Source organism: Paenibacillus sp. 7523-1 (assembly GCF_002276415.1).
Classification (GTDB): Bacteria; Bacillota; Bacilli; order Paenibacillales; family Paenibacillaceae; genus Paenibacillus; species Paenibacillus illinoisensis_A.
Window position 1 is genome coordinate 15,138 of the sequence record NZ_NPBR01000032.1, and the last position, 20,843, is coordinate 35,980.

19 protein-coding genes are annotated in these 20,843 nt (G+C 49.3%); all 19 read right to left on the reverse strand.

What is annotated here, in order from left to right; all coding sequences use genetic code 11:
* Window positions 1-15: 15 nt before the first annotated feature.
* The 19 genes from CHH60_RS28325 to spoVT all read right to left on the reverse strand — a co-directional run bounded on the left by CHH60_RS28325 (window position 16) and on the right by spoVT (window position 20,627).
* Window positions 16-786, reverse strand: a complete 771-nt coding sequence (locus tag CHH60_RS28325; protein ID WP_095362240.1) for a type III pantothenate kinase — start codon at window positions 784-786, stop codon at window positions 16-18.
* 6 nt (window positions 787-792) lie between these two features.
* A complete protein-coding gene (nadC, locus tag CHH60_RS28330) occupies window positions 793-1,659 on the reverse strand; it encodes a carboxylating nicotinate-nucleotide diphosphorylase (protein ID WP_095293373.1) in 867 nt (288 codons plus the stop codon).
* Window positions 1,656-3,275, reverse strand: coding sequence for an L-aspartate oxidase (nadB, locus tag CHH60_RS28335; protein WP_095362241.1), 1,620 nt, complete (start codon window positions 3,273-3,275; stop codon window positions 1,656-1,658). Before nadB ends, nadC begins: the two co-directional genes overlap by 4 nt.
* A gap of 35 nt (window positions 3,276-3,310) precedes the next feature.
* A complete protein-coding gene (gene nadA, locus CHH60_RS28340; RefSeq protein WP_095362242.1) occupies window positions 3,311-4,249 on the reverse strand; it encodes a quinolinate synthase NadA in 939 nt (312 codons plus the stop codon).
* A gap of 293 nt (window positions 4,250-4,542) precedes the next feature.
* The gene (gene ftsH, locus CHH60_RS28345; protein WP_095362243.1) at window positions 4,543-6,588 is read right to left on the reverse strand and encodes an ATP-dependent zinc metalloprotease FtsH; all 2,046 of its coding nucleotides are present in this window, start codon (window positions 6,586-6,588) and stop codon (window positions 4,543-4,545) included.
* 101 nt (window positions 6,589-6,689) lie between these two features.
* Window positions 6,690-7,229, reverse strand: coding sequence for a hypoxanthine phosphoribosyltransferase (hpt, locus tag CHH60_RS28350; RefSeq protein WP_095293369.1), 540 nt, complete (start codon window positions 7,227-7,229; stop codon window positions 6,690-6,692).
* A 52-nt stretch (window positions 7,230-7,281) separates the two neighbouring features.
* On the reverse strand, window positions 7,282-8,721 hold the full coding sequence (tilS, locus tag CHH60_RS28355) for a tRNA lysidine(34) synthetase TilS (RefSeq protein ID WP_095362244.1): 1,440 nt from the start codon (window positions 8,719-8,721) through the stop codon (window positions 7,282-7,284).
* Window positions 8,722-8,765: 44 nt separating this feature from the next.
* Window positions 8,766-9,713, reverse strand: coding sequence for a serine/threonine protein kinase (locus CHH60_RS28360; protein WP_095362245.1), 948 nt, complete (start codon window positions 9,711-9,713; stop codon window positions 8,766-8,768).
* Window positions 9,697-10,449 (reverse strand): VWA domain-containing protein, encoded by a 753-nt coding sequence (locus CHH60_RS28365; protein WP_095362246.1) that lies wholly within the window; start codon window positions 10,447-10,449, stop codon window positions 9,697-9,699. The genes CHH60_RS28360 and CHH60_RS28365 overlap by 17 nt, the downstream gene beginning before the upstream one ends.
* A gap of 85 nt (window positions 10,450-10,534) precedes the next feature.
* Window positions 10,535-13,042 carry a stage II sporulation protein E gene (spoIIE, locus tag CHH60_RS28370; protein WP_176476239.1) on the reverse strand — a complete coding sequence of 836 codons (2,508 nt, stop codon included), beginning with the start codon at window positions 13,040-13,042 and terminating at the stop codon, window positions 10,535-10,537.
* Between the two features lie 524 nt (window positions 13,043-13,566).
* Window positions 13,567-14,091 (reverse strand): S1 domain-containing RNA-binding protein, encoded by a 525-nt coding sequence (locus tag CHH60_RS28375; RefSeq protein ID WP_095293365.1) that lies wholly within the window; start codon window positions 14,089-14,091, stop codon window positions 13,567-13,569.
* A 199-nt stretch (window positions 14,092-14,290) separates the two neighbouring features.
* Window positions 14,291-14,626, reverse strand: a complete 336-nt coding sequence (locus tag CHH60_RS28380; protein ID WP_095362247.1) for an FtsB family cell division protein — start codon at window positions 14,624-14,626, stop codon at window positions 14,291-14,293.
* 12 nt (window positions 14,627-14,638) lie between these two features.
* On the reverse strand, window positions 14,639-15,208 hold the full coding sequence (yabQ, locus tag CHH60_RS28385; protein ID WP_095362248.1) for a spore cortex biosynthesis protein YabQ: 570 nt from the start codon (window positions 15,206-15,208) through the stop codon (window positions 14,639-14,641).
* Window positions 15,205-15,489, reverse strand: coding sequence for a sporulation protein YabP (yabP, locus tag CHH60_RS28390; RefSeq protein ID WP_095293362.1), 285 nt, complete (start codon window positions 15,487-15,489; stop codon window positions 15,205-15,207). The genes yabQ and yabP overlap by 4 nt, the downstream gene beginning before the upstream one ends.
* Window positions 15,490-15,662: 173 nt before the next feature.
* Window positions 15,663-15,941 carry an RNA-binding S4 domain-containing protein gene (locus CHH60_RS28395; protein WP_095293361.1) on the reverse strand — a complete coding sequence of 93 codons (279 nt, stop codon included), beginning with the start codon at window positions 15,939-15,941 and terminating at the stop codon, window positions 15,663-15,665.
* Window positions 15,941-16,213: an HU family DNA-binding protein gene (locus tag CHH60_RS28400; protein WP_017691362.1), complete on the reverse strand. Its 273-nt coding sequence runs from the start codon at window positions 16,211-16,213 to the stop codon at window positions 15,941-15,943. Before CHH60_RS28400 ends, CHH60_RS28395 begins: the two co-directional genes overlap by 1 nt.
* A gap of 309 nt (window positions 16,214-16,522) precedes the next feature.
* A complete protein-coding gene (mazG, locus tag CHH60_RS28405) occupies window positions 16,523-18,019 on the reverse strand; it encodes a nucleoside triphosphate pyrophosphohydrolase (protein ID WP_095362249.1) in 1,497 nt (498 codons plus the stop codon).
* Window positions 18,020-18,170: 151 nt separating this feature from the next.
* On the reverse strand, window positions 18,171-19,880 hold the full coding sequence (locus CHH60_RS28410; RefSeq protein WP_095362250.1) for a putative polysaccharide biosynthesis protein: 1,710 nt from the start codon (window positions 19,878-19,880) through the stop codon (window positions 18,171-18,173).
* Window positions 19,881-20,084: 204 nt separating this feature from the next.
* The gene (gene spoVT / locus CHH60_RS28415; protein WP_095362251.1) at window positions 20,085-20,627 is read right to left on the reverse strand and encodes a stage V sporulation protein T; all 543 of its coding nucleotides are present in this window, start codon (window positions 20,625-20,627) and stop codon (window positions 20,085-20,087) included.
* Window positions 20,628-20,843 lie beyond the last annotated feature (216 nt).

The window sequence follows — 20,843 nt, forward strand, 5'->3', positions numbered from 1 at the left end:
ATGCCGTCTCTTTCCTTACCTTTCCCGGTTCCGCTCATAAATGATACGCAGCCCTTCCAGCGTAAGCAGCGGATCAACTTCCTCGATGCTGCGTGTTTCCTCCGCAATCAGCGGTGCAAGCCCCCCGGTTGCAATAACTTTGGGCTGTACGCCCATCTCTATACGAATGCGGTCAACAATGCCGTCGACCTGTCCAGCATAGCCATAAATGATACCAGCCTGCATGGCATGCACCGTATTGCGTCCTATAACCTTCTTGGGCTTCTCCAGTTCGATGCGAGGCAGCTTGGATGCCCGCTCATAGAGCGCTTCAGTGGCAATATGAATGCCCGGTACGATGGCTCCCCCAAGGTAGTTGCCCTTCTCATCAATACAGTCGAAGGTCGTCGCAGTGCCAAAGTCAACAACCACAAGTGGACCACCGTATTTCTCAACGGCTGCCACTGCATTCACAATGCGATCTGCGCCTACCTCACGCGGGTTCTCGTACCTTAGGTTTAGGCCTGTTTTAATGCCAGGTCCCACAACCATTGGCTTTTTGCCAACATATTTTTCACACATCGTTTCCATCACATGCACAAGCGGAGGAACCACCGATGAGATGATGACTCCTTCAATGTCGCGTGTTGATATATCCGACATATGAAATAAATTATAAATCAATACGCCGTATTCATCCACTGTGGACTGCCGGGACGTACTCAGACGAAAATGGTGGAGCAACGAACGGCCTTGGTACACGCCGAGTACAATATTACTGTTGCCCACGTCTACAACAAGAATCAAAGAGGTTCACCCCTCTTTCTTTTCGTTTAAATCTAGGCTGATATCAAGGCTCTCGAAAGAATAGGTTAACCTTCCAACCGAAATTACATCCACACCACTCTCGGCAATCCCCCGGATGGTATCCAGAGAGACATTACCTGATGCCTCCACCTTCACATGCGGAGCCTGTTTACGAATAACCGTAACAGCCTCACGCATCTGATCCGGATGCATATTGTCCAGCATAATGATATCCGCACCTGCCTGCAAGGCTTCGTTCACCTGGGTCAGATTCTCAGTCTCCACCTCAATAGTCATTGTATGAGGAATGACATCTCTTGCCCGCTTCACGGCTTCTGTGATGCCGCCTGCCCCTTTAATATGGTTATCCTTAATCATAACCGCATCGTACAATCCGAATCGGTGATTCGCCCCTCCACCGATCCGTACTGCATATTTTTCAAGCATGCGGTGTCCAGGGGTTGTTTTACGTGTATCCACCAATCGTGTAGAGAGGCCCTCTAATGCATCAACATATGAACGTGTGCGCGTTGCAATCCCCGACATGCGCTGCAGCAGATTGAGCGCCAGACGCTCACCTGTAAGCAGACTGTGGGTGCTTCCTTCCACTTCTGCCAGCGTTGTTCCCCGAGTAACCTCATCTCCATCTTGTACCATCGGTCTAAATACGAGCGATGGGTCTACTACCTGAAATACCAGTTCAGCTACCGATATGCCTGCGATGAACCCGTGGTCTTTGGCGTGAATAACTGCCTTGGATTGATGGCCTGCCGGAATCGTCACACTCGTAGTGACATCCCCTGCCCCCACATCCTCGCGAAGCCAGTTTTTGATGGATTCGATGAGTCCTTCATTATATCCGTTCAGTATCATGACATCAATTCCTCCACAATCGCTTGTTCTCTTTGCTGCAAACTATGCTTCTGCCAACCCGCATCATCACGAAGCGGGAAATCCTCACGGAAATGTGCTCCCCGACTCTCCTGACGATGTAATGCTCCACTGGTGACCAGCCAGGCACAGGTCAAAAGGTTGGCGTATTCCATCTCTTCCTTATGTGTCAGCAAATAATTGAAGATGTCCATTTCACTCTCCAGTTTATTCAAGGCACCCTGTAAGCCGGCACCGTTACGTCTCAGACCCACCTGACGGACCATCATCTTCTGCAAACGCAAACGCCGTTCCGAAATCGGCTGCTGCTCATTCCATTTTCTATTCCCGACACTATGCGGTGCAGGGGTTTCAATTTGAATTGAATTTAGCGGTGGCAGTGTTTGAATGCGTTCAACAATTCTGTGCCCAAATACAATGGCTTCAGACAATGAGTTACTCGCCAGACGATTGGCTCCGTGGACTCCCGTTGAGGAAACTTCACCACAAGCAAACAACCTTCCAATGCTGCTCTCCCCGTTCAAATCTGTTTTGACGCCACCCATCATATAGTGTGCTGCCGGAGCAACCGGAATCCAGTCTGTGGTCATATCCAGTCCGTACCGCATACATGTCTCATATATGGTAGGGAACCGGTGTTTGATTAACTCAGCCGATTCATGGGTGATATCCAGATACACAAATGTACTGTTCGTCGTCTCCATCTCACTAACAATTGCTCGTGCAACAACATCACGCGGAGCGAGTTCAAGCTGTGGATGATAACGTTCCATAAAACGCTCACCTTTGATATTTCGCAGAAACGCTCCTTCGCCCCGTACTGCTTCAGAAACCAAGAAGCGCGGAGCACCCGGATAACATAGGGAGGTCGGGTGGAATTGAATGAACTCCATATCGCGAATGACTGCACCTGCACGATATGCCATCGCAACACCGTCAGCTGTGGCAACCTCTGGGTTGGTTGTATAGCGGTACAATTGCCCTGCCCCACCGGAGCAGAGCACCGTAGCACGCGCTTTTACAAACACCTTGGTACCGTCAGACTTCTGAACCAATGCCCCTACACATTCACCGTGATCCGTGATCAAGTCGATGACAAAATGCTCATCCCAGACTTCAATACCTGAATGTGCACTTGCCTGAGCTGCAAGAGCCCTCACGATCTCGTATCCAGTCGCATCACCATTTGCATGCAAAATACGGCGGTGACTGTGCGCACCCTCCTGCGTCAACGCCAGCTCGCCGTTCTCCACATCAAACAATGTGCCCAGACGGATCAGTTCCTGTACTCCATCCGGGCCTTCGTTTACCAATGCTTCCACTGCCTCGCGGCGACACAGGCCCGCTCCAGCCACAAGTGTATCCTGCAGATGGTATGCAGGGGAATCATCCTCAGCGATTACCGCAGCGATGCCTCCTTGTGCATAGCGGGTATTGCTCTCCAGTAAGGACTTCTTCGTAATCATCAATATCTGATTATGTTTGCTTGCCCTGATGGCTGTATATAATCCGGCAATGCCAGAACCAATAACTAGTACATCCGTCTCCACAATGGGCAGCTGGGACAGATCAAAATCCACTATATATTGCGGTATCATCCTATTCACCTGTCTCGGAGCAAGAGTAGCGCATGCTACTTCACCAGTAACATGCGCTCTAGCGATTCTCTGGCTTTGTCGGCAACGGCCGGTGGTACATAAATTTCCGGCTTCATCGTTTCCAGGCATTTAACCAGTTTCTTCAGGTTGTTGACCTTCATGTTTGGACACACCAAGAACTTGGTGGCAAAATGAAACTGTTTATCCGGGCTATCCAGTCGCAGCTGGTACCCTGTACCATCTTCCGTACCCACGATAAATTCCTTGGCAGAAGAATTTTTACAGTATTCGAGAATTGCTGTCGTGCTGCCTACAAAGTCTCCCATCTCCACGACTTCCGGACGACATTCCGGGTGTACGACAAACTCGGCATTTGGATATTTGGCTCTCATCTCGACGACGTCTTTTACAGTCAGCATATCGTGAGTGTTGCAATACCCTTCCCAGATAATCATTTTTTTGTCTGTGTGCTGCTGAACATAATGTCCGAGGTTTTTATCCGGCACCCAGATAATCTCATCAGAATCAACAGATTGAATAACCCGGACTGCATTGGCCGATGTACAACAGATGTCGGTCTCCGCCTTGATCTCAGCCGAGGAATTGATATATGTCACTACTTTTGCATTAGGATGCTGCGCTTTCAGTTTACGCAGGCCCTCAACATTGACCATGTCTGCCATGGGGCATCCAGCACGTTCATCCGGAATGATAACCGTCTTGTTCGGGGCCAAAATCTTAGCGCTTTCACCCATAAAATGAACCCCGCAGAATACAATGACATCCGCATCCGTTTGTGCAGCTTTCTGTGCCAATAGGAATGAATCCCCACGGAAATCGGCTACTTCCTGCACTTCGTCACGTTGGTAATAATGAGCAAGAATAATAGCATTACGTTCCTTCTTCAACTCCATCAGCCGCGCTCGCAGCTCCCGGTTCATCTCAGCCTTGCGCTCTAAAGCCAGAGCTTCCACCTGTGATCCTCTCCTTTGACGGACGGCGCCATGCGCCGTTTCCTGTGACTATCTGCGTCGATATTTTCGCTTGAGAAACGAATCACAAGCGGTTTAACACCTAATGTACACAACGTTCACGACTCTGTCAATAAATGAAAAGGGCACAGAACAACACCCTAATCAACTGTTTCCTGCGTAGTTCGCGCTCTAGCTCGCAGTTATCATTATCTCTGCAATTTGAACAAAACGCACAAAAAAAGAGAGCCTCTCGGCTCTCTTTGATCTGTTCTCAGAATAGGTTCTGTTAGACATTAAGACGTTGGCTTCGTACCACCATCATCTGGATCATTACTGTTGCCTTTATCCAGATTCGGAGCATCGTTAGGGATATCTCCGGCAGGTGGTTCAGGTGTTTCGTCTTTGCCTTGAATGCGAACACGCACATCACCGATGTTATCGACGATTGGTTCTCCGCCTTCACTTGGCGTACCTTCGTTATCATTATCGCTCTCCGGTTTTGGAGTCAAGGAACCTGTCTCGATCAATTGTTTGATCTGATCCATCTCCAGTGTCTCCACTTCAAGCAATGTTTGAGCGATCAAGTGCATTTCTTTGGAATGTTTTACGAGCAAGTCCTTACATTTCTCGTAACATTCATTGATAAAGCGCTGCATTTCCTGATCGATCTCATAAGCGATGGAATCCGAGTAATTCTGTTCATGGCCGATATCCCGTCCAAGGAATACCTGTCCTTGTGAACTTCCGAATTGCATAGGTCCCAATTTTTCACTCATACCGTACTCCATTACCATGCTGCGAACAATACCTGTCGCTTGCTGGAAGTCACTGTATGCACCAGTACCAATTTCACCAATGAACAATTCTTCTGCCACACGACCCCCAAGGAGTCCTGTAACTTTGTCCAAGAGCTCTTGCTTGGTAACCAGCATACGGTCTTCTTTTGGCAACATGATTACATATCCACCCGCACGTCCGCGCGGAATGATGGTCACTTTATGTACCATATCGGCATGTTCCAGGAAGTATCCTACAATGGTATGGCCTGCTTCGTGATAAGCAACGATTCGTTTCTCACGATCACTGATGACACGGCTTTTCTTCTCCGTACCTACGATGACACGGTCAATCGCCTCGTCAACTTCTTTCATGGAAATGTCTCTCCGGTTACGGCGTGCCGCAAGCAATGCCGCTTCATTCAGGAGATTCTCGAGATCTGCACCAGAGAAGCCTGTTGTACGCTTCGCAATAATGTCCAGTTTCACATCTTTTGTGAGTGGTTTGTTGCGGGAGTGTACTTTCAGTACCGCTTCACGACCTTTTACATCAGGGCGGTCAACCGTAATTTGACGGTCAAAACGGCCCGGACGCAGCAAGGCAGGGTCCAGAATGTCTGCACGGTTCGTTGCAGCCACGATGATAATACCCTCGTTAGCTCCGAATCCGTCCATTTCAACGAGCAACTGGTTGAGCGTTTGTTCACGTTCATCGTGACCACCGCCAAGGCCAGCACCACGCTGACGACCTACAGCATCAATCTCGTCAATAAAGATGATACATGGGGCGTTTTTCTTTGCATTTTCGAACAAGTCACGTACACGGGATGCACCGACACCGACAAACATTTCGACGAAGTCAGAACCCGAGATACTGAAGAACGGCACACCCGCTTCACCTGCAACGGCACGAGCAAGCAACGTTTTACCAGTACCCGGAGGCCCCACGAGCAATACGCCCTTAGGAATCCGTGCACCTACAGCTGCGAATTTGCGAGGATCTTTGAGGAAGTCAACGACCTCAACAAGCTCCTGCTTCTCTTCGTCCGCACCTGCGACGTCTTCAAATGTAACCCGCTTCTTCTCTTCGTTATAGAGACGGGCACGGCTTTTACCAAAGTTCATTACTTTACCGCCGCCGCCTTGCGCCTGATTAAACAGGAAGAAGAACAGCAGGAACATAATGATCAAAGGAATAAAGGATGTCAGAAGTGTCAGCCAGATGCTGTCACCTCTCATTGGCTCCTGATTTAACTTGAAATTATTAGCTTCACTTGCCGCTACAAGCTCACTAATCGCTTCATCCGTAGGAGGAATGTACGTTGAGAAATTTTCTGATTTGGCTTCGCTAGGCTTCTCTCTATATTGACCGGTCACAAGAAAAGACTGACCGTCGAATTGAACCGTCAATTCCGAGATGTTGTTCGCCTTAACCGCCGTGCGCAACTGATCATATCTAGGATTATCTGTGGCTTCGCCGCCATTGCTGACGAACTGCACTATGCCCACCACGACTAAAAAAAGAATCAAATAAAAACCAGAATTCCGGATGAACCGATTCATCCCCTACCTCCTCTCGAGACACTTTAATTATTTTAACATAGCCCGACATGGCTTCTCAACAGAAGGCACGAGCAGAACTGGGCTTGGAACTAGCATGCTTATTAACTGCTGTATACTTCCGGTTTCAAAATCCCGATGTAAGGGAGATTTCGGTACTTCTCGGCATAATCCAAACCATATCCGACGATGAATGCGTCAGGAATGTCAAAGCCGGTGTAATGAGCTTCAAGCTCCACCTTGCGGCCTGAAGGTTTGTCAAAAAGCGTAACCACGCGCACCGATTCGGCACCGCGATTTTGAAGCAGTTCAATCAAATAGCTGAGCGTAAGTCCACTATCGATAATATCCTCGACAATGAGAACCTCACGGCCTTCAACCGAGACGTCGAGATCCTTGATGATCTTAACAACGCCTGACGATTTGGTGGATGCTCCATAACTTGATACTGCCATGAAATCCATTTCAACAGGTACCGTTATGTTTTTAACCAAATCAGCCATAAATATAAACGCACCCTTGAGCACACAAATGACCAAAGGATTGCGACCTGCGTATTCGGCACTTAGTGTTGCGCCTAATTCCTTGACTTTACTTTGAATTTCTTCTTCACTGATCAATACTTCCTGAATGTCGTTCTGCAACTGTGCGAACCTCCTAAGTTATACTATGAAAGCCTTACCTGAACCATAACCACTACCCCTGAATCGCTGAATTGCCTACAGTCATGTACAGGATGGCGGAAGTATCCTCCTTCACCGGTGCAATATTCGACCGGCGAACACCCGGCAACCAGACAATGTTGCCTGCTCCGTCACAAACCACGGGAATACGCGGACGGACAGAGGGTGGGATTTTTTCATCAATGAAAATATTTTTCACCTTTTTGCTTCCGTTTAATCCCATGACTTTCATGGTATCTCCAGGTAACCGTGAACGCACAACCAGCGGCATGAGCAGTTGATCCGCATCAAATGCGGCCTGATCTGCCGTTTCCGGTACAAGATAGTCCTCGGGACTCATAGGAACGATCCGAAGATATCGGTCAATCTCCCTGAGTGAAAGCTCATAAGTTCCGTTCCATTGCACGAGACGATACTCGAAAGATTGATCCTGTACGTCTGTCCGTAAGCCAAAGGAAACCAGATCATACTCCCGGGTACAAGCGAGTGTCTGTCCTAAATCTAGGCTCCAGGTCTTCGCATAAGGCTCTATCACCTTGCGGCGAATGGTTTCGATACGGGTAAAGTCGACAAAATCACTGTCCAAAGGCAGATAATTCAATATTAGTTTAATCAACCTTCGTTGTAAAGCGACATGTAACTTCAAAAAGGAAGGCACCTCAAAGGTTTGCCTTCCGCCGTTCACCTGCACTAGACACCTGTATGCGTCATATGCACCTTGCTCCATGAAATCGTCTTCATCGCCCACAATTTCGGCAAGCCGATTCAAAGACGGCGTGAGCTGTCCATTATATTGCCCCAAATAAGGAAGCACATCCAAGCGAATGGCATTGCGCCGATATTTACGCTGGGAATTGCTTGCATCATTAAAGTACAGAAATCCCTGAGTATTACAAGCTTCTACAAGGTCTGTCTTGTTTATACGAAGACATGGGCGAATAAGTTCCACATTTTTTTCACGGCGTTTAAACTTCATTCCAGACAGTCCGGTTAACCCGCTGCCACGTAATAAATGAAGCATAACGGTCTCGGCCTGATCATCCGCATGATGTGCCAGAGCGATGCTTGCCGCACCATATTTGTCAGCTACCTCATGCAGAAATGCATACCGCCTATCGCGTGCAGCTTCCTGGGATCCCTTCCCTGTAAGCTTCATATAGGAAGGAATATCGGCCTTCACCCATTCAAATGGAATGTTCAGCTGTGCTGCCATTTTCCCGACCATTTCGGCTTCTTCATCGGATTCTGCGCGGAACCCGTGATGCACATGAGCACAGACCAGATCCAGCGGAACATGTCTTGTACTGATCTCATGCATAATATGCAAAAAAGCCACCGAGTCCGGTCCGCCCGATACAGCGACGATAATCCGATCCCCGGGAACCCATAACTGATGCTCTTCCGCTGCCTCCAGCACATGATTCACCAGCTCGTTCCAGCGTAAAGCCCTCATACCTGTTCCTCATTCCTTGCGTTATGTATATGCACCTATAAAAATTAAAAACGCAGTGCATAGATGAGTACCCCAATAAGTAATATAACGGATACAGCGAATGCATTTTTCAGCCAGCGTGGTGTAGTGCTTGATGAACGCCGGCGAAGAGGTGTAGGCCGGGCCATCATGTCTTTCCAGGCTTTGGCTGCTTGTCCGGCATCCCGGAACTGTCCCCGAAGAGCCTGAATCGTCCAGTTACGAAACGGTCGCAGCCTTTCGCTTCGCTCCACCAGAGCCGTGAGCTGATTGACACTCCGCAGTTGTGGCAATCCTTCGGCAGCCAGCGCCTTGAGTGCTTCCCCCTCCAATACGTGAATCAGTAACAGAGCAAAAGCAAAAACATCGTAGGTGCCATCTGCTGTTCGGCTTCCGCCATTCCAGAAGCCCCTGTCATACCATTCGGTAAACTGTTTCACACTTCGCCCAATTGACGTTACTCCACCATAATCAATGAGCTCCACTTGACCATAATCGGATACCAGTACGTTCTGAGGCTTAAGATCACCAAACACCCATCCCGCCTGATGTAATTGTGCCAGCTTCTGCAAAAGTCTAAGCCCAACCAGCAGTGTCCAGTCCGTCCCTTGACGCCTGATGAAGTGGTGAAGAGCTTCACCCCGAACATAACGCATCACATAAAAGGGAATATCCCGTCCCTGAATGGCATAATCGTCCACATCCTTGAGATAGGAAGGAATACCACTCTGCTTCAGGGCCTCATGATTACGCTGTAGCTGAAACGATTTGAGCACATTGATCTCTGATTGCAGATCGAACGGATCAAATCCCATCTTAAGTGCATAGTGCTTGCCATTCTCACCCCGCTGGACAAGAAAAACGATGCCGTTGGCGCCTTTGCCCAGCAGCTTGCGAATCGTATAACGGCTGCGATTCCATTTCCCCGTAATTACTGTTCCTGGCGGGAAAGAGGCATCAGACAACGTTGTCACCGAGCATCCCTTCTCTTTCAATGCGATAGTTCCCTTCTATTTCCTGCTGTCCCTCCAGTGTACCATAACGGTAAAAATCAATCACCTTCTGAATCGCAGGACCTGTCGGGGTCGCACCCTTCATCTGCAGACGTCCAAACAGCGAACGGACACTGCCCAGATCCGATGTCCAGTTAATATCCATCACAGCCTCTTCTCCACTATGGCGGCCCGGGAAATGAAATACCGAGAGCTTGCTCTGCCCTACACGCGACTGCAAGCTCAACATCAAATCCCGGATTCCTTCTTCAACTGCAGCGAGCTTCGGCTTCATGCTTGCACTTACATCGATCAACAGGATCACCTGAAGAGGGCTCGTTTCAGCCAGGTTATCTATTACTTCTACTACCTGAGCACGCTGTGCAGGTTCAAGGTCCGTTACGGTTTTGGACACCTTCTCTCCCAAAATTTGTGTTAACTCTCTATTAACCGCCTGCTGAATGGTCTGAACCACTGTTTTCCTTGTCATCATCTGCATCGTATGGGCAAGCTGCCTTGTGCCGACAATCTGGCTGATCCCCCCTCCGGCTTTTGCAATATCCTCAATCTCCCGGCTGCCCAGTTCACCAATGGTTCCGTAATCGATCACACCAACTACATTGACCGTGATTCCCTCTTCACGGGCTTCCGCTGCTGCCAGTACCGGACTTGTACCTACATTAGAACAACCGTCGGTGATCAACAAGATCTGCTTCATCCGAAATCCCTCCGTTTTTCGTTACTCTCCAATTCTATGACTAGCATTGCCAGAATGAAGAGACTTCAAACAGAGAACGATGCAATTAACTTACTGTACGGGGACGCTCCATCCGGTTAATGCCCGGTACACGCAATGTGGCCCATTCGGGACGGTAGTGCTCTACTTTTCCTACAACGACAGTCATATCATCCAAAATCTCATGCTGCTGATATCGAATCACGCTCTCAAGCAGGCAGTCTGCTACCTCCTGCGGATCGTCACTATCAATCTCCTGAATGAGACGTTTCATCCATAGCTCCTTGTTAACGGCATACCCTGGGGCATCATAGATTCCATCCGTCATCATAATCAATATATCGCCCGGTTGAAGCTGTACAGTGACCAAATCCACTTCGATATCTTTAATAATGCCAATGGGCAGGTTGCTGGCCGATACCTGAATAACCTCCTGTCCTCGTTTAATAAAGCTCGGAGTTGAGCCGATTTTCATAAATGTGGTCTCTGCCGTATATTCATCAATTAGAGCCATGTCCACCGTGGCATACATCTCTTCAGGAGAGCGCAGCATCAGCACAGAGTTCACGGACTTGATCGCCAGCTTCTCATCCATGCCCGATTGAAGCAGCTGTTCCAGAATATTTAACGCGGCACTGCTCTCCATGCGCGCACGTTCCCCGTTGCCCATACCATCACTGAGTGCCACCGCAAAGGTACCATTCCCCAGTTCAACCGTGCTGAAGCTGTCCCCGGATAACAAATCTCCCCCTTTGGCAGCCGCAGCTACCCCTGTAGTCACCTCATAGGTTTTGGCTGATCCAAAGGTGACGGTTGCGAGACCCTGACGGGGATCCGTCATCGTCTCATGAAGAACAGCAATATGCTCGTCCAGAACATCCGAGATCAGCGGCGCAATCATCTTCCGGCATTCATCAAATCCCCTCGTATAGGCATGAACAATCTCGATTTCCACATTGCCTGCTTCCAGATTGATAATCTCAATCGAATGAATGGACAGGCCCAGCGACTCCAGCGCATCCCGAATCTGTTCCTCCTGCTGTACCATCTCCTCACTTTCCCGTTGGATTTCTCTGGCCAGGTCCTCCATCACCTGGGATACTCCGGATAATTGCTCGGCAACCAGCTGCCGGCTGTCCACAATCTGACGCTTCCACTGCATATTATGCTGGTAGAGCCCATATTGGGCACGCATAACCTCAAGCACCTCCTCCGGTTTGGCACATACCCTGTTCCACTCCACTGGGATTTGTTTACCCGACATCTCCGGATTGGCCTCAATGGAACTCATCACATCTGTCATGTATTTATAGGTTTGAATAAACTTTGCATCCCAGCACTGTGCACGTTTAAAGCACCCTGCGCACGTTCCCTCTGCTACCGCATTCATGAAATGCTCCATGCCGCCTTCATTCTGTACCGGTTCCCCCGTACCGGACATCTGATCGAAGCTGCGGGAAAGCTGGCGGAATACCTGCGAGAAGCGGGTCACCCGTTCTGCCGTGATATCCCGAATTCGCTTCGCATATTCATGCTGCGATTTGGTATGATCCTGTGTACCTGGCACATATTTGGATATGGCCGTCATCATGCTTTTAGGTGTAAGCATGAACAGAACAATGGCTGCACACGTCTCCCATAGGGAATTCATTACATCACCTGGACCGCCCAGATAAATGGATAGAATAGATGAGCCGAGCAGCATCCCCAGTGCAACGCCTGCTCGTTTGCCCTCTCTAAGCATACCCGCCAGCATCCCGGCAAAAGCGAGCAAACTCATTTGGTACACGGCGGACATGTCAGCGAGACTCAAAATAAGCCCAGTAATAACCCCAACGGATGCCCCCAGGGGGGCTCCGCCCACCAGCGCGAAGATCAGAATTAAATAACGAGAGAGCATATGCTCTACGGAAAGGGATTGAATGGTCCAACCCACTGCGCCTGTCATAACGGAAGCCAACAATATGATCAGGCAGAGGATCTCCTCGCTCTTTAGGTTGAATTTCTTTTTGCGGTACGTAAAAATCGGTATGGCTTGTATAAAAACCAGGGTAAGCACAAAGCTGAGTACGGAGTCCATCGTGAGCATTAACATGGCGTACCAGCTGAAAGACGGTCCAATGACGACCGCGAACAACTTGACCATAAAAGTAGTCGTAAACACCATTGTTGGTGCATAAGATAATTCAGCACGGTCATAAGACTCCAGCCCTCTGAACAAGAGATAGAAGATCGCCATCTCAGACGCAACGATAAGTGGAACCGGAAACGGGGCAAACAGGCTCCCCGCCAGCAAAGCGGCCCCAACTGGAATAATGTAATCCCTACGCATGAAGGCAATCACCGCGAAGTACGCAATTGCAAAGGGCGATAGTTCATTCAGGATCATGGCCTTACCCAATAAAAATCCCATAAATGTAAGGAGCAGCACCCATTTGCGTGCAGCAACGAACTGGACAGCCTTGCGGGAGGTAATCCACTGTTTGAGACGTACGGACAACTCCTCCCGAGCTTCTGTACTCCCTTTACCAGCTTTCATTCCCGGAAATTGAATGACATTCCACTTTTCCATCATCCCAAAGGCACCCCATTCGATTATTTGTTTTCGTGTTTCATTCTCGATGGTTCTGATTATAGATAGATTAGAAGACGTAGTTTGTCATAATAGGTGGATAGGGTTCAAAAAGTTTACGACAAAAGAAACAAGCATGGCGCGGAGGAGCGAAACCCCCGGCCTTATTGTCATTCCATCCTTCACAGCCTGGTCCACCGCGGACGGGGTTGTCTGATTTTGAATGGCATTTGTTCTGCATTCAACTTGAATTGAACGGGATACCTGCGGAATGGCATGGAAACGTGTCGGTAAAAAATGGTAGACGACAAATGTTCTTATTTCCTATGGTCCTTGTGCGAAAAAAGTGCATCTGTGGAGCACTACTTTACAAGAAAAGCCAGGAATCCAGTGGAACGCGCATAGGCGACGGTAAACCCCAAAAAGTATGCGTAGCAACAGACTAAAAAAAAGGACAAAACGCAAAAAAGCCGTCGACCCTTACGGGTTAACGGCTTTTCTTATATTTTAAATCAGGTTGATACAGATTACACGCGCTTAGCTCCACGGCCTCCGCGTTTGCCCTCTGTGTTCTTCTTGAGCGAAGAGATCCGCTCTTCACTATCTTTCAGGAAGCGTGACATTTTATCCTCAAATGAAGGTTTGCCTGCTGCGGGCTTGAAAGAACGGCCTCCACGGTCGCGGTTAAATCCACCGCCGCCGCCACGGCCTTGGCCGCCACTTGGGCCTCCACCGCTGAATCGTTCGCGATCTCCTCCACTGCGTTCCGGTCTTGGAGCTCTTGGGGGTCTAGATTGTGTTTGTTGCTCAACCGGTTTGTCAACAGCTTGCTTAATGGAAAGTCCGATTTTGCCATCCTTGTCAACGTTGATGACCTTCACTGTAACGACGTCATTAAGTTTCAGGTGGTCGTTGACATCTTTGACATAATTGTCGGCGATTTCCGAGATGTGAACGAGACCCGTGACACCTCCTGACAGATCCACAAATGCTCCAAAATGCGTGATGCCTGTCACCTTGCCCTCTAACTTGGTGCCCACTTCAATTGCCATAGAATAAAATGATCCTCCCTTAAAAATATACAACCCGATTTTTTAGATGCCAAAATCAATGCTGTGCTAAATGTAATTATACCTTATGCCGCAAACCAAGGTCAACAGAGCTCTACCCCGCAGGGGAGCCTATTTTTTACAGTATAACGGCTTCAGATATATGGATAATAATTCTTGCTCAGTCATGAGCGTAATTCCATCAGTTCCCTGACTCTTCAACCTGAATTGGCGTCTCTTCAGGCAGGTAATAACCTTTTTTCCGCGCCAGCTGTCCTATGTATTCAGGGTCCTTCAACCGACTGACTTCATACTTCAACTGATCCAGCTTCTTCTGCGTCTCTTCCTTCGAAGTCTGCTGTGCGGCCAAGTTTGAACTCTTGTCCGAAATCTGTGCATTCTGTACGAGGAACGTATATCCTGCCCAAATAACAAATACAATGACGAATGTCATCCAGAGCATGAGGCGTCTTTTTGCCCCGGCAGATTTCCCTTGGCCTGTTGGGGCTGTAGATCTCCCCACAGGTGTTTTACCCATTTTTGGACCTCCTTAAAACCAGCGTTTCCATATCGCTGCAATACTTGAACCCGCACGGATTATCCAACGGGGCGTTACCCAATGTTTCAGGAGCGGCCTAAACATCCAGCGGAACAACTTACCGAAAGGTACCAAACATTGCAATACCAGCTTGCCCAGGAATATCAGTATCGCGAGCACAAAACCCAATATCACGCGAACTAGCTTGTATAGTCCCTTCGCTGGCATAACGAACAGGATGTTAAGGATATGTCCACACCAATGAATAAGTGTTCTTGCGAGTTTAATTAACATTACCACAAAACGCTGGGTTGTAACACTTAAAAGCCAAAAATAGAAGCAAACCCCTATAATTAGCCCCAAAAAGACATAAAACCGCAGCTGTCCGTGGTTTCCGGCGTACAGCATCCGGAAAACGAACAGCGCGGAAGCAACCCAGTACAACAGGTCAAGCGTGTGCATGCTCCATCTCGGGAAGCGCAGCTGACCGGACAGTACCCGGTAACTGTCGTAGGCCATACCCATTACGATTCCCGACAACAGCATCCATGTTAATGTGATCCACTGCGTGTCCAGACTCATCGGAACATCTTGCCGAACAGGCCTTTACTATTCTTGTTCTGGGAACCGGGGTCCAGATATTGCAGAGAACTGACTGTGCCTTCAATAGATAGCAAACCTTCCTCCAGGCTCAAGTTTTTGATATGTAAATTGTGCCCCCGGATGGTCAGATGCCCAAGTTCAGTCTGCAGCAAAAATTCCTCACTGTCGAAGCTCTCTACATTGGAGACACCTGTCAGATCCAGCAGTTTGCGATTTTGCATGCTCAAATGATGCTGTTTCGGTTTACCGTGCTCAACCATGGCATGTACCCCTCCTTCTTACACCTAGCTTATGGAGGCGAAGGCGGGAATAGAACCAGGGATCATGAAGGAAATGCTTCCGCTTATCCAAGTACAAAAGCACCCTTCCTATATAGGAAAGGTGCTTCTATCTCACTTACTTTCATTCACAAAAGAGCATATCGGGCAGATGATTACCAGTTCAGCCCGTTATCCTTGGCGATCGGCTCTTCCTTAACCAAGGTATAGAGGCTGCTCGCCTCATCCTTCTTGGTGCTCTCAGCAAGACGTTCCACCTTCACGGTGACCAGCTTCTGACCGAACTGAACCGTCAGCTCATCGCCCACTTTAACAGCAGCGCTTGGCTTTGCTTCACGTCCGTTAATCAGAACACGTCCCTGTTCGGAGACGTCCTTGGCCACAGTACGGCGTTTGATCAGCCGGGAGACCTTCAGGAATTTATCAAGACGCATTATTTTACGGCTTCTTTAAGTTTGTTGCCTGCTTTGAATGCAGGAACAGTGGACTCAGGAATAACGATTTCATTCCCTGTTTGTGGGTTACGTCCGGTACGACCGGAACGTTTGCGGGTTTCAAAAGTGCCAAAGCCGATCAGTTGTACTTTGTCTCCGCTTGCGAGTGCATCTGTAATTTCTCCCAAGAAGCCGTTCAATACGGACTCAACGTCTTTTTTAGTCAAACCGCTTTTGGTGGAAATGTTGTTAATCAGATCTGTTTTGTTCATTTTTAAAAGCCTCCCAAATTAAAAAGAAAGTATCTGCGAATCCTGGCAATCCGCTTGATTGCCGCGGCTTTCGCGCAAGGTTACTACACATGTATTCTGGCTTGGATTCTGAATTCCTGCCTCGGCCAGCGACTTTTTTTGGCTGATGATGAACCTGTACCTATGGAAAGTCTAAGTCCAATACACGGAATGTTGTCCGATCAATCAGGATTAACCCTAATCCAAACATGAACACATGTTCGTATAGCATATCATACCATTGAAAAACATGGAACAAGGATATTTGAACAGTTTACTTGGTTTACCCTGTTACAGTCCAGCCTTCTTCGCCGCTTGCCAGAATTGCTCCATCTCTTCGACGTTGCTATCTGCAGGTGTCCGTCCAAGTTCACGAAGCCGCTCCTCAATATATTGGAAGCGCTGAGTGAACTTGCGGTTGGTAGCGGCAAGAGCTTCCTCCGGATCCGTATCAATGAAACGAGCCACATTGGCCGTAGCAAACAGCAAATCGCCCAGTTCCAGCTTCCGCTCCTCAGCCGATTGATTGCTTTGCACCGCTTCTTTCAGTTCTGCCAGTTCTTCTTCAATCTTGGCAAATACACCATTCACATCATCCCAGTCAAACCCAACCTTGGCTGCTTTCTTCTGGAGCTTGTAGCCTTTCATCAAGGCAGGCAAATCGCGGGGAATACCATCCAGCACCGAAACGGTCTGTTGATTGATCCCTTTGCGCTTCTTTTCCTCTGCCTTCATCTGTTCCCAGTTCTGCAGTGCTTCATTCGCATTCTCGGCCTGATGCTCGCCAAATACATGAGGATGACGGAAAATGAGCTTGTCATTAAGCCCTTCAATGACATCATATACATTGAAGGTGCCCACTTCCTCTTCCATCTGGGAATGCAGCAGAATCTGCAGCAATAAGTCCCCAAGCTCCTCTTTCATGTGGTCAGGATCATCTTCATCGATCGTTTCAATGACCTCGTACGTCTCTTCAATCAGGTTCTTGCGAATCGACTGATGGGTCTGCTCCTGATCCCATGGGCACCCACCCGGGCTGCGAAGAATATTAACGATTTCATGCAACCTTGCAAAAGAGCGACGTCGCAGGGCATCATCCGTGTTTTTCGGCACATAAATAAGGGAGAGGTTTCCGTAACCTTCAATCCGGTCCAGCTCATGAAGCGGTACCTTGTGAATGATCTCCTGATCCTGTACACCGAGGGCGTGTCCAACAAATACCGGATAGTCATCTGGATATACATCCATCAGGCATAGCTTCACATCGGACGCAGTAAACACATCATAAACCTGCCCAATCAAGGTATGCAGCTGAGGCTGCACTAGCTCCGTGCTCAGGCTGCTCGCATCGAGAAGTTGGAAGCCTTCAATGGGATCAAATCCGAGACGGATAAAGGCTTCATCCAGAAAACTCTCTCCCCCCATGACACGAAGTGAGATACCCATTTGCGGGCAGCGTTCCTTAAGCAGTCGTACACTCGCCTCGGCCACCATCGGATGGCCTGGCACAGCGTAGACAATCTCGGTTCCTGGCTCTCCCTGACGGGCAGCCTCAATGAGGCGATTGGCAATCTCGTCATAAACCTCCGGGAATGATGCTTTCGCCTCGTAGATTGCATCAAACGATGTCATCTCCAGCCCTTCCTGCTTCAGGTCATTCAACACAGGATGATCCAATGTGCGGACATACAGCGTAGCCGCTTGTTTCATTTTCTTGATAATACCTACTGTCAGCTGATCTGCATCTCCTGATCCAAGACCAACGACGGTCAAAGCTGCTGCGCTCATTTTCAAGCCTCCATCCGAACCATTCTGCAGAATGCCTCCCATTGTTACACTGAAATGAGGAACATACGCAGAACAGCGCTCTATAATTACACGTATTATAACAGAATCCGTGGATATCCAATAATTTCACACGCAAAAGGGTGAGACAGGGCTACCGCAGGACATGCAGCCTGCGAAGCCATTTGGCCAGGCGCGGTCCAAGCTTCGGGATCGCGGCCAGATCTGTGGCGGTCAGCAGCCCGGTACGGGCTGACGCCAGCAAGAACACGGCTGCGCCTGCCGCTATGCCAAGCAGGCTTATGCCTACCGCGGCCAGCCTGCGATCGGTCGCGACGCCCATGCCGCCGAGCACCGCTCCGGCAGCCCAGGCCATGCCTGCCGCCGCCACGCTCATGGCGGCGATCACCAGCGCCGGCTTCACCAGGACGGCGCCAGGGGCAGGGCGCATCGCGGTACGCCGCGCCAGCAGCGCCACATTCAGGCCAGCCGCCAGCATATAGGCGACTGCGCCTGCCAGGGCCGCGCCGCTGATGCCCAGCGCAGGCACAAGCATGACGTTCAGCAGCGCCTTGACGCCTGCGGCGGCCAGCATGCTGAACGCGGGTGCGCGCACGGCGCCGAGGCCCTGCAGCAGCGCCGCCGCAATGATGCTGACGGTACTGCCTGCTGCCGTCAGCGCCATATACCGCAGAGCTTCGGTGCCTGCGGCATCACCGTACAGCATGCGGTTGATCGGTTCTGCCAGTACCGCCAGACCGGCGGATGCAGCCAGACCGATTAACCAGAACCAGCGCAGCGCGATGCTTGCCTGCTGCCTGACGGCTTCTGGCCCGCCCTTCAGGCGAGCTTCGGCCATCGCCGGAATGAACAGCACGGATAGCGACGTAGCAAGCATCGTCACGAGCTGTACAAGCGGCAAGCCCCGATTGTAAATTCCGAACGACACCATGGATTCGACCTCATCCAGCCCTTCACTTTTTAGAAGCCGGGGCACCGTGAAGGTATCCACCAGGTTCATCAGAGGTACAGCGAGCGAACCCAGACAGACGGGAATGGCATATACCAGCAAGGTTCGAATCCATTGACCATTGGTGGGAAGCTTCTCCGCTTGAAGGCCTTCTCCTGTCCATTGCTCCGGTTGTCCCTCCCTGGCTCCCGATCTCTGCAAGCCATCCAGCTCTTCTTGGGATAGTTCAGTTTTCCTGCTCTTTCGCCGCCTACTGTACACATAGGCGAGCATGGTGATTAACCCCACGAATCCACCGGCAACGGAACCCAGCATGGCTCCGGCAGCAATGGTCTCCAGTGATGCATCCCGCTTCATCAACCATAGCAGCAGTACAATCATTACCGTCACACGAATCGTCTGCTCTACGACCTGTGACACAGCGGTCGGAACCATCTGCTGTAAACCCTGAAAATAGCCACGAAGTCCAGTCATTAACGGGACAAATAGCAGTGCGAGCGCCGCTGCCCGAATAGAAGGCATGACATGTCCATTACCAATCAGTTGACCTATAAGTGGTGCACCGATGTACATCAGTATGGCCAGGACTAATCCGATGCTTCCAAGAAGTATCGATGACAAACGGATAATCCGTTTGCCCTCCTCGGGCCTCCCCAGCGCATGCTGTTCAGCAACAAATTTGGATACGGCAACAGGCAGTCCAGCGGCAGCGATCGTAATAATAAGCATATAGAACGGATATACCGTGTTATAAATACCAAAAACACCGTCGCCCCCTAGATTCTGTAACGGAATCTTTTGAAAAGCACCGATGATTTTAGAAATAATGGCAGCAAGGCCAAGTACAAATGCACCCTGCAGCAATCTTGAGCCAGTAGTAGACGGCTGTTTCATAAGTCCCTCCTACAGTTATCCAAGCGATTATATCCAGTAAGCATACTTTGCTATTATACCTGCCCGAAGCCGCACAGACTAACCTTCTGTTAAAGTTCCCTTTGAAGCCCCCTACATCTGCTCTTAATTCAGCCTGCGTATTATGCCTTTTTAAATGCAAAAAACTCCTGTCTGCCGGAAAGGCACCAGGAGTTGATCTGCTATTTATTGTTCCATCTGTTTGCCAAGGAAGCCAGCAGCCGTCTCAGCCATTTTAACTTCCATCTGGGACATTTTCACGGATTCATCCTTGTTGTACAGAATGACGGTTCCAATAGGGTCTCCACCCGAAATGATGGGTGCAATGACGAAAGAGGATAATGTTTCATCATGATCCTTGCTGATCTCATAGGAGCCACTACCTGTCTCAAGAATGGTCTTGCGATTTTCCATGCAGCTCTCTACCAGCTGACCTACCTGCTTGTCCAGATATTCCTTCTTGGAGCCGCCCGCTACCGTAATAATGGTATCGCGGTCAGAGATCATGGTTACGTGACCTGTACTCTCATACAACGATTCAGCATATTCTTTGGCGAAATCGCCCAGTTCGCCGATCGGCGAATATTTTTTTAGAATGACTTCTCCATCACGATCCACAAAAATCTCAAGCGGATCTCCTTCACGAATTCGTAACGTACGACGGATTTCTTTTGGAATGACCACACGGCCGAGGTCATCAATACGGCGGACAATACCAGTAGCTTTCATTTCACATGTTGCCCCACTTTCTCGAGAAGATTTTTCAACTACTGTTCCTTAATGGGTAGAGGAAAGTCCCAGAACGTTTAGTGTGATATCTTGACCATAGTATTCATCTGTTCCCATTTCCTTATACATACTTTGAAGAATATAGTTGTGTTCTCTTCACAGAAGGTGACCATGTACCCATTACCCTGCTGTCTGTACAAAAAGAAGCAAGGGGCA

Coding starts and splice junctions, on each gene's coding strand:
- spoIIE (WP_176476239.1), bottom strand. CDS start 13,042: ATGATGGAAAAGTGGAATGTCATTCAATTTCCGGGAATGAAAGCTGGT.
- mazG (WP_095362249.1), bottom strand. CDS start 18,019: ATGAGCGCAGCAGCTTTGACCGTCGTTGGTCTTGGATCAGGAGATGCA.
- CHH60_RS28400 (WP_017691362.1), bottom strand. CDS start 16,213: ATGAACAAAACAGATCTGATTAACAACATTTCCACCAAAAGCGGTTTG.
- nadC (WP_095293373.1), bottom strand. CDS start 1,659: ATGATACTGAACGGATATAATGAAGGACTCATCGAATCCATCAAAAAC.
- tilS (WP_095362244.1), bottom strand. CDS start 8,721: ATGAGGGCTTTACGCTGGAACGAGCTGGTGAATCATGTGCTGGAGGCA.
- CHH60_RS28410 (WP_095362250.1), bottom strand. CDS start 19,880: ATGAAACAGCCGTCTACTACTGGCTCAAGATTGCTGCAGGGTGCATTT.
- CHH60_RS28365 (WP_095362246.1), bottom strand. CDS start 10,449: ATGAAGCAGATCTTGTTGATCACCGACGGTTGTTCTAATGTAGGTACA.
- CHH60_RS28395 (WP_095293361.1), bottom strand. CDS start 15,941: ATGCGTCTTGATAAATTCCTGAAGGTCTCCCGGCTGATCAAACGCCGT.
- spoVT (WP_095362251.1), bottom strand. CDS start 20,627: ATGAAAGCTACTGGTATTGTCCGCCGTATTGATGACCTCGGCCGTGTG.
- nadB (WP_095362241.1), bottom strand. CDS start 3,275: ATGATACCGCAATATATAGTGGATTTTGATCTGTCCCAGCTGCCCATT.
- yabQ (WP_095362248.1), bottom strand. CDS start 15,208: ATGAGTCTGGACACGCAGTGGATCACATTAACATGGATGCTGTTGTCG.
- CHH60_RS28380 (WP_095362247.1), bottom strand. CDS start 14,626: ATGGGTAAAACACCTGTGGGGAGATCTACAGCCCCAACAGGCCAAGGG.
- yabP (WP_095293362.1), bottom strand. CDS start 15,489: ATGGTTGAGCACGGTAAACCGAAACAGCATCATTTGAGCATGCAAAAT.
- CHH60_RS28375 (WP_095293365.1), bottom strand. CDS start 14,091: ATGGCAATTGAAGTGGGCACCAAGTTAGAGGGCAAGGTGACAGGCATC.
- ftsH (WP_095362243.1), bottom strand. CDS start 6,588: ATGAATCGGTTCATCCGGAATTCTGGTTTTTATTTGATTCTTTTTTTA.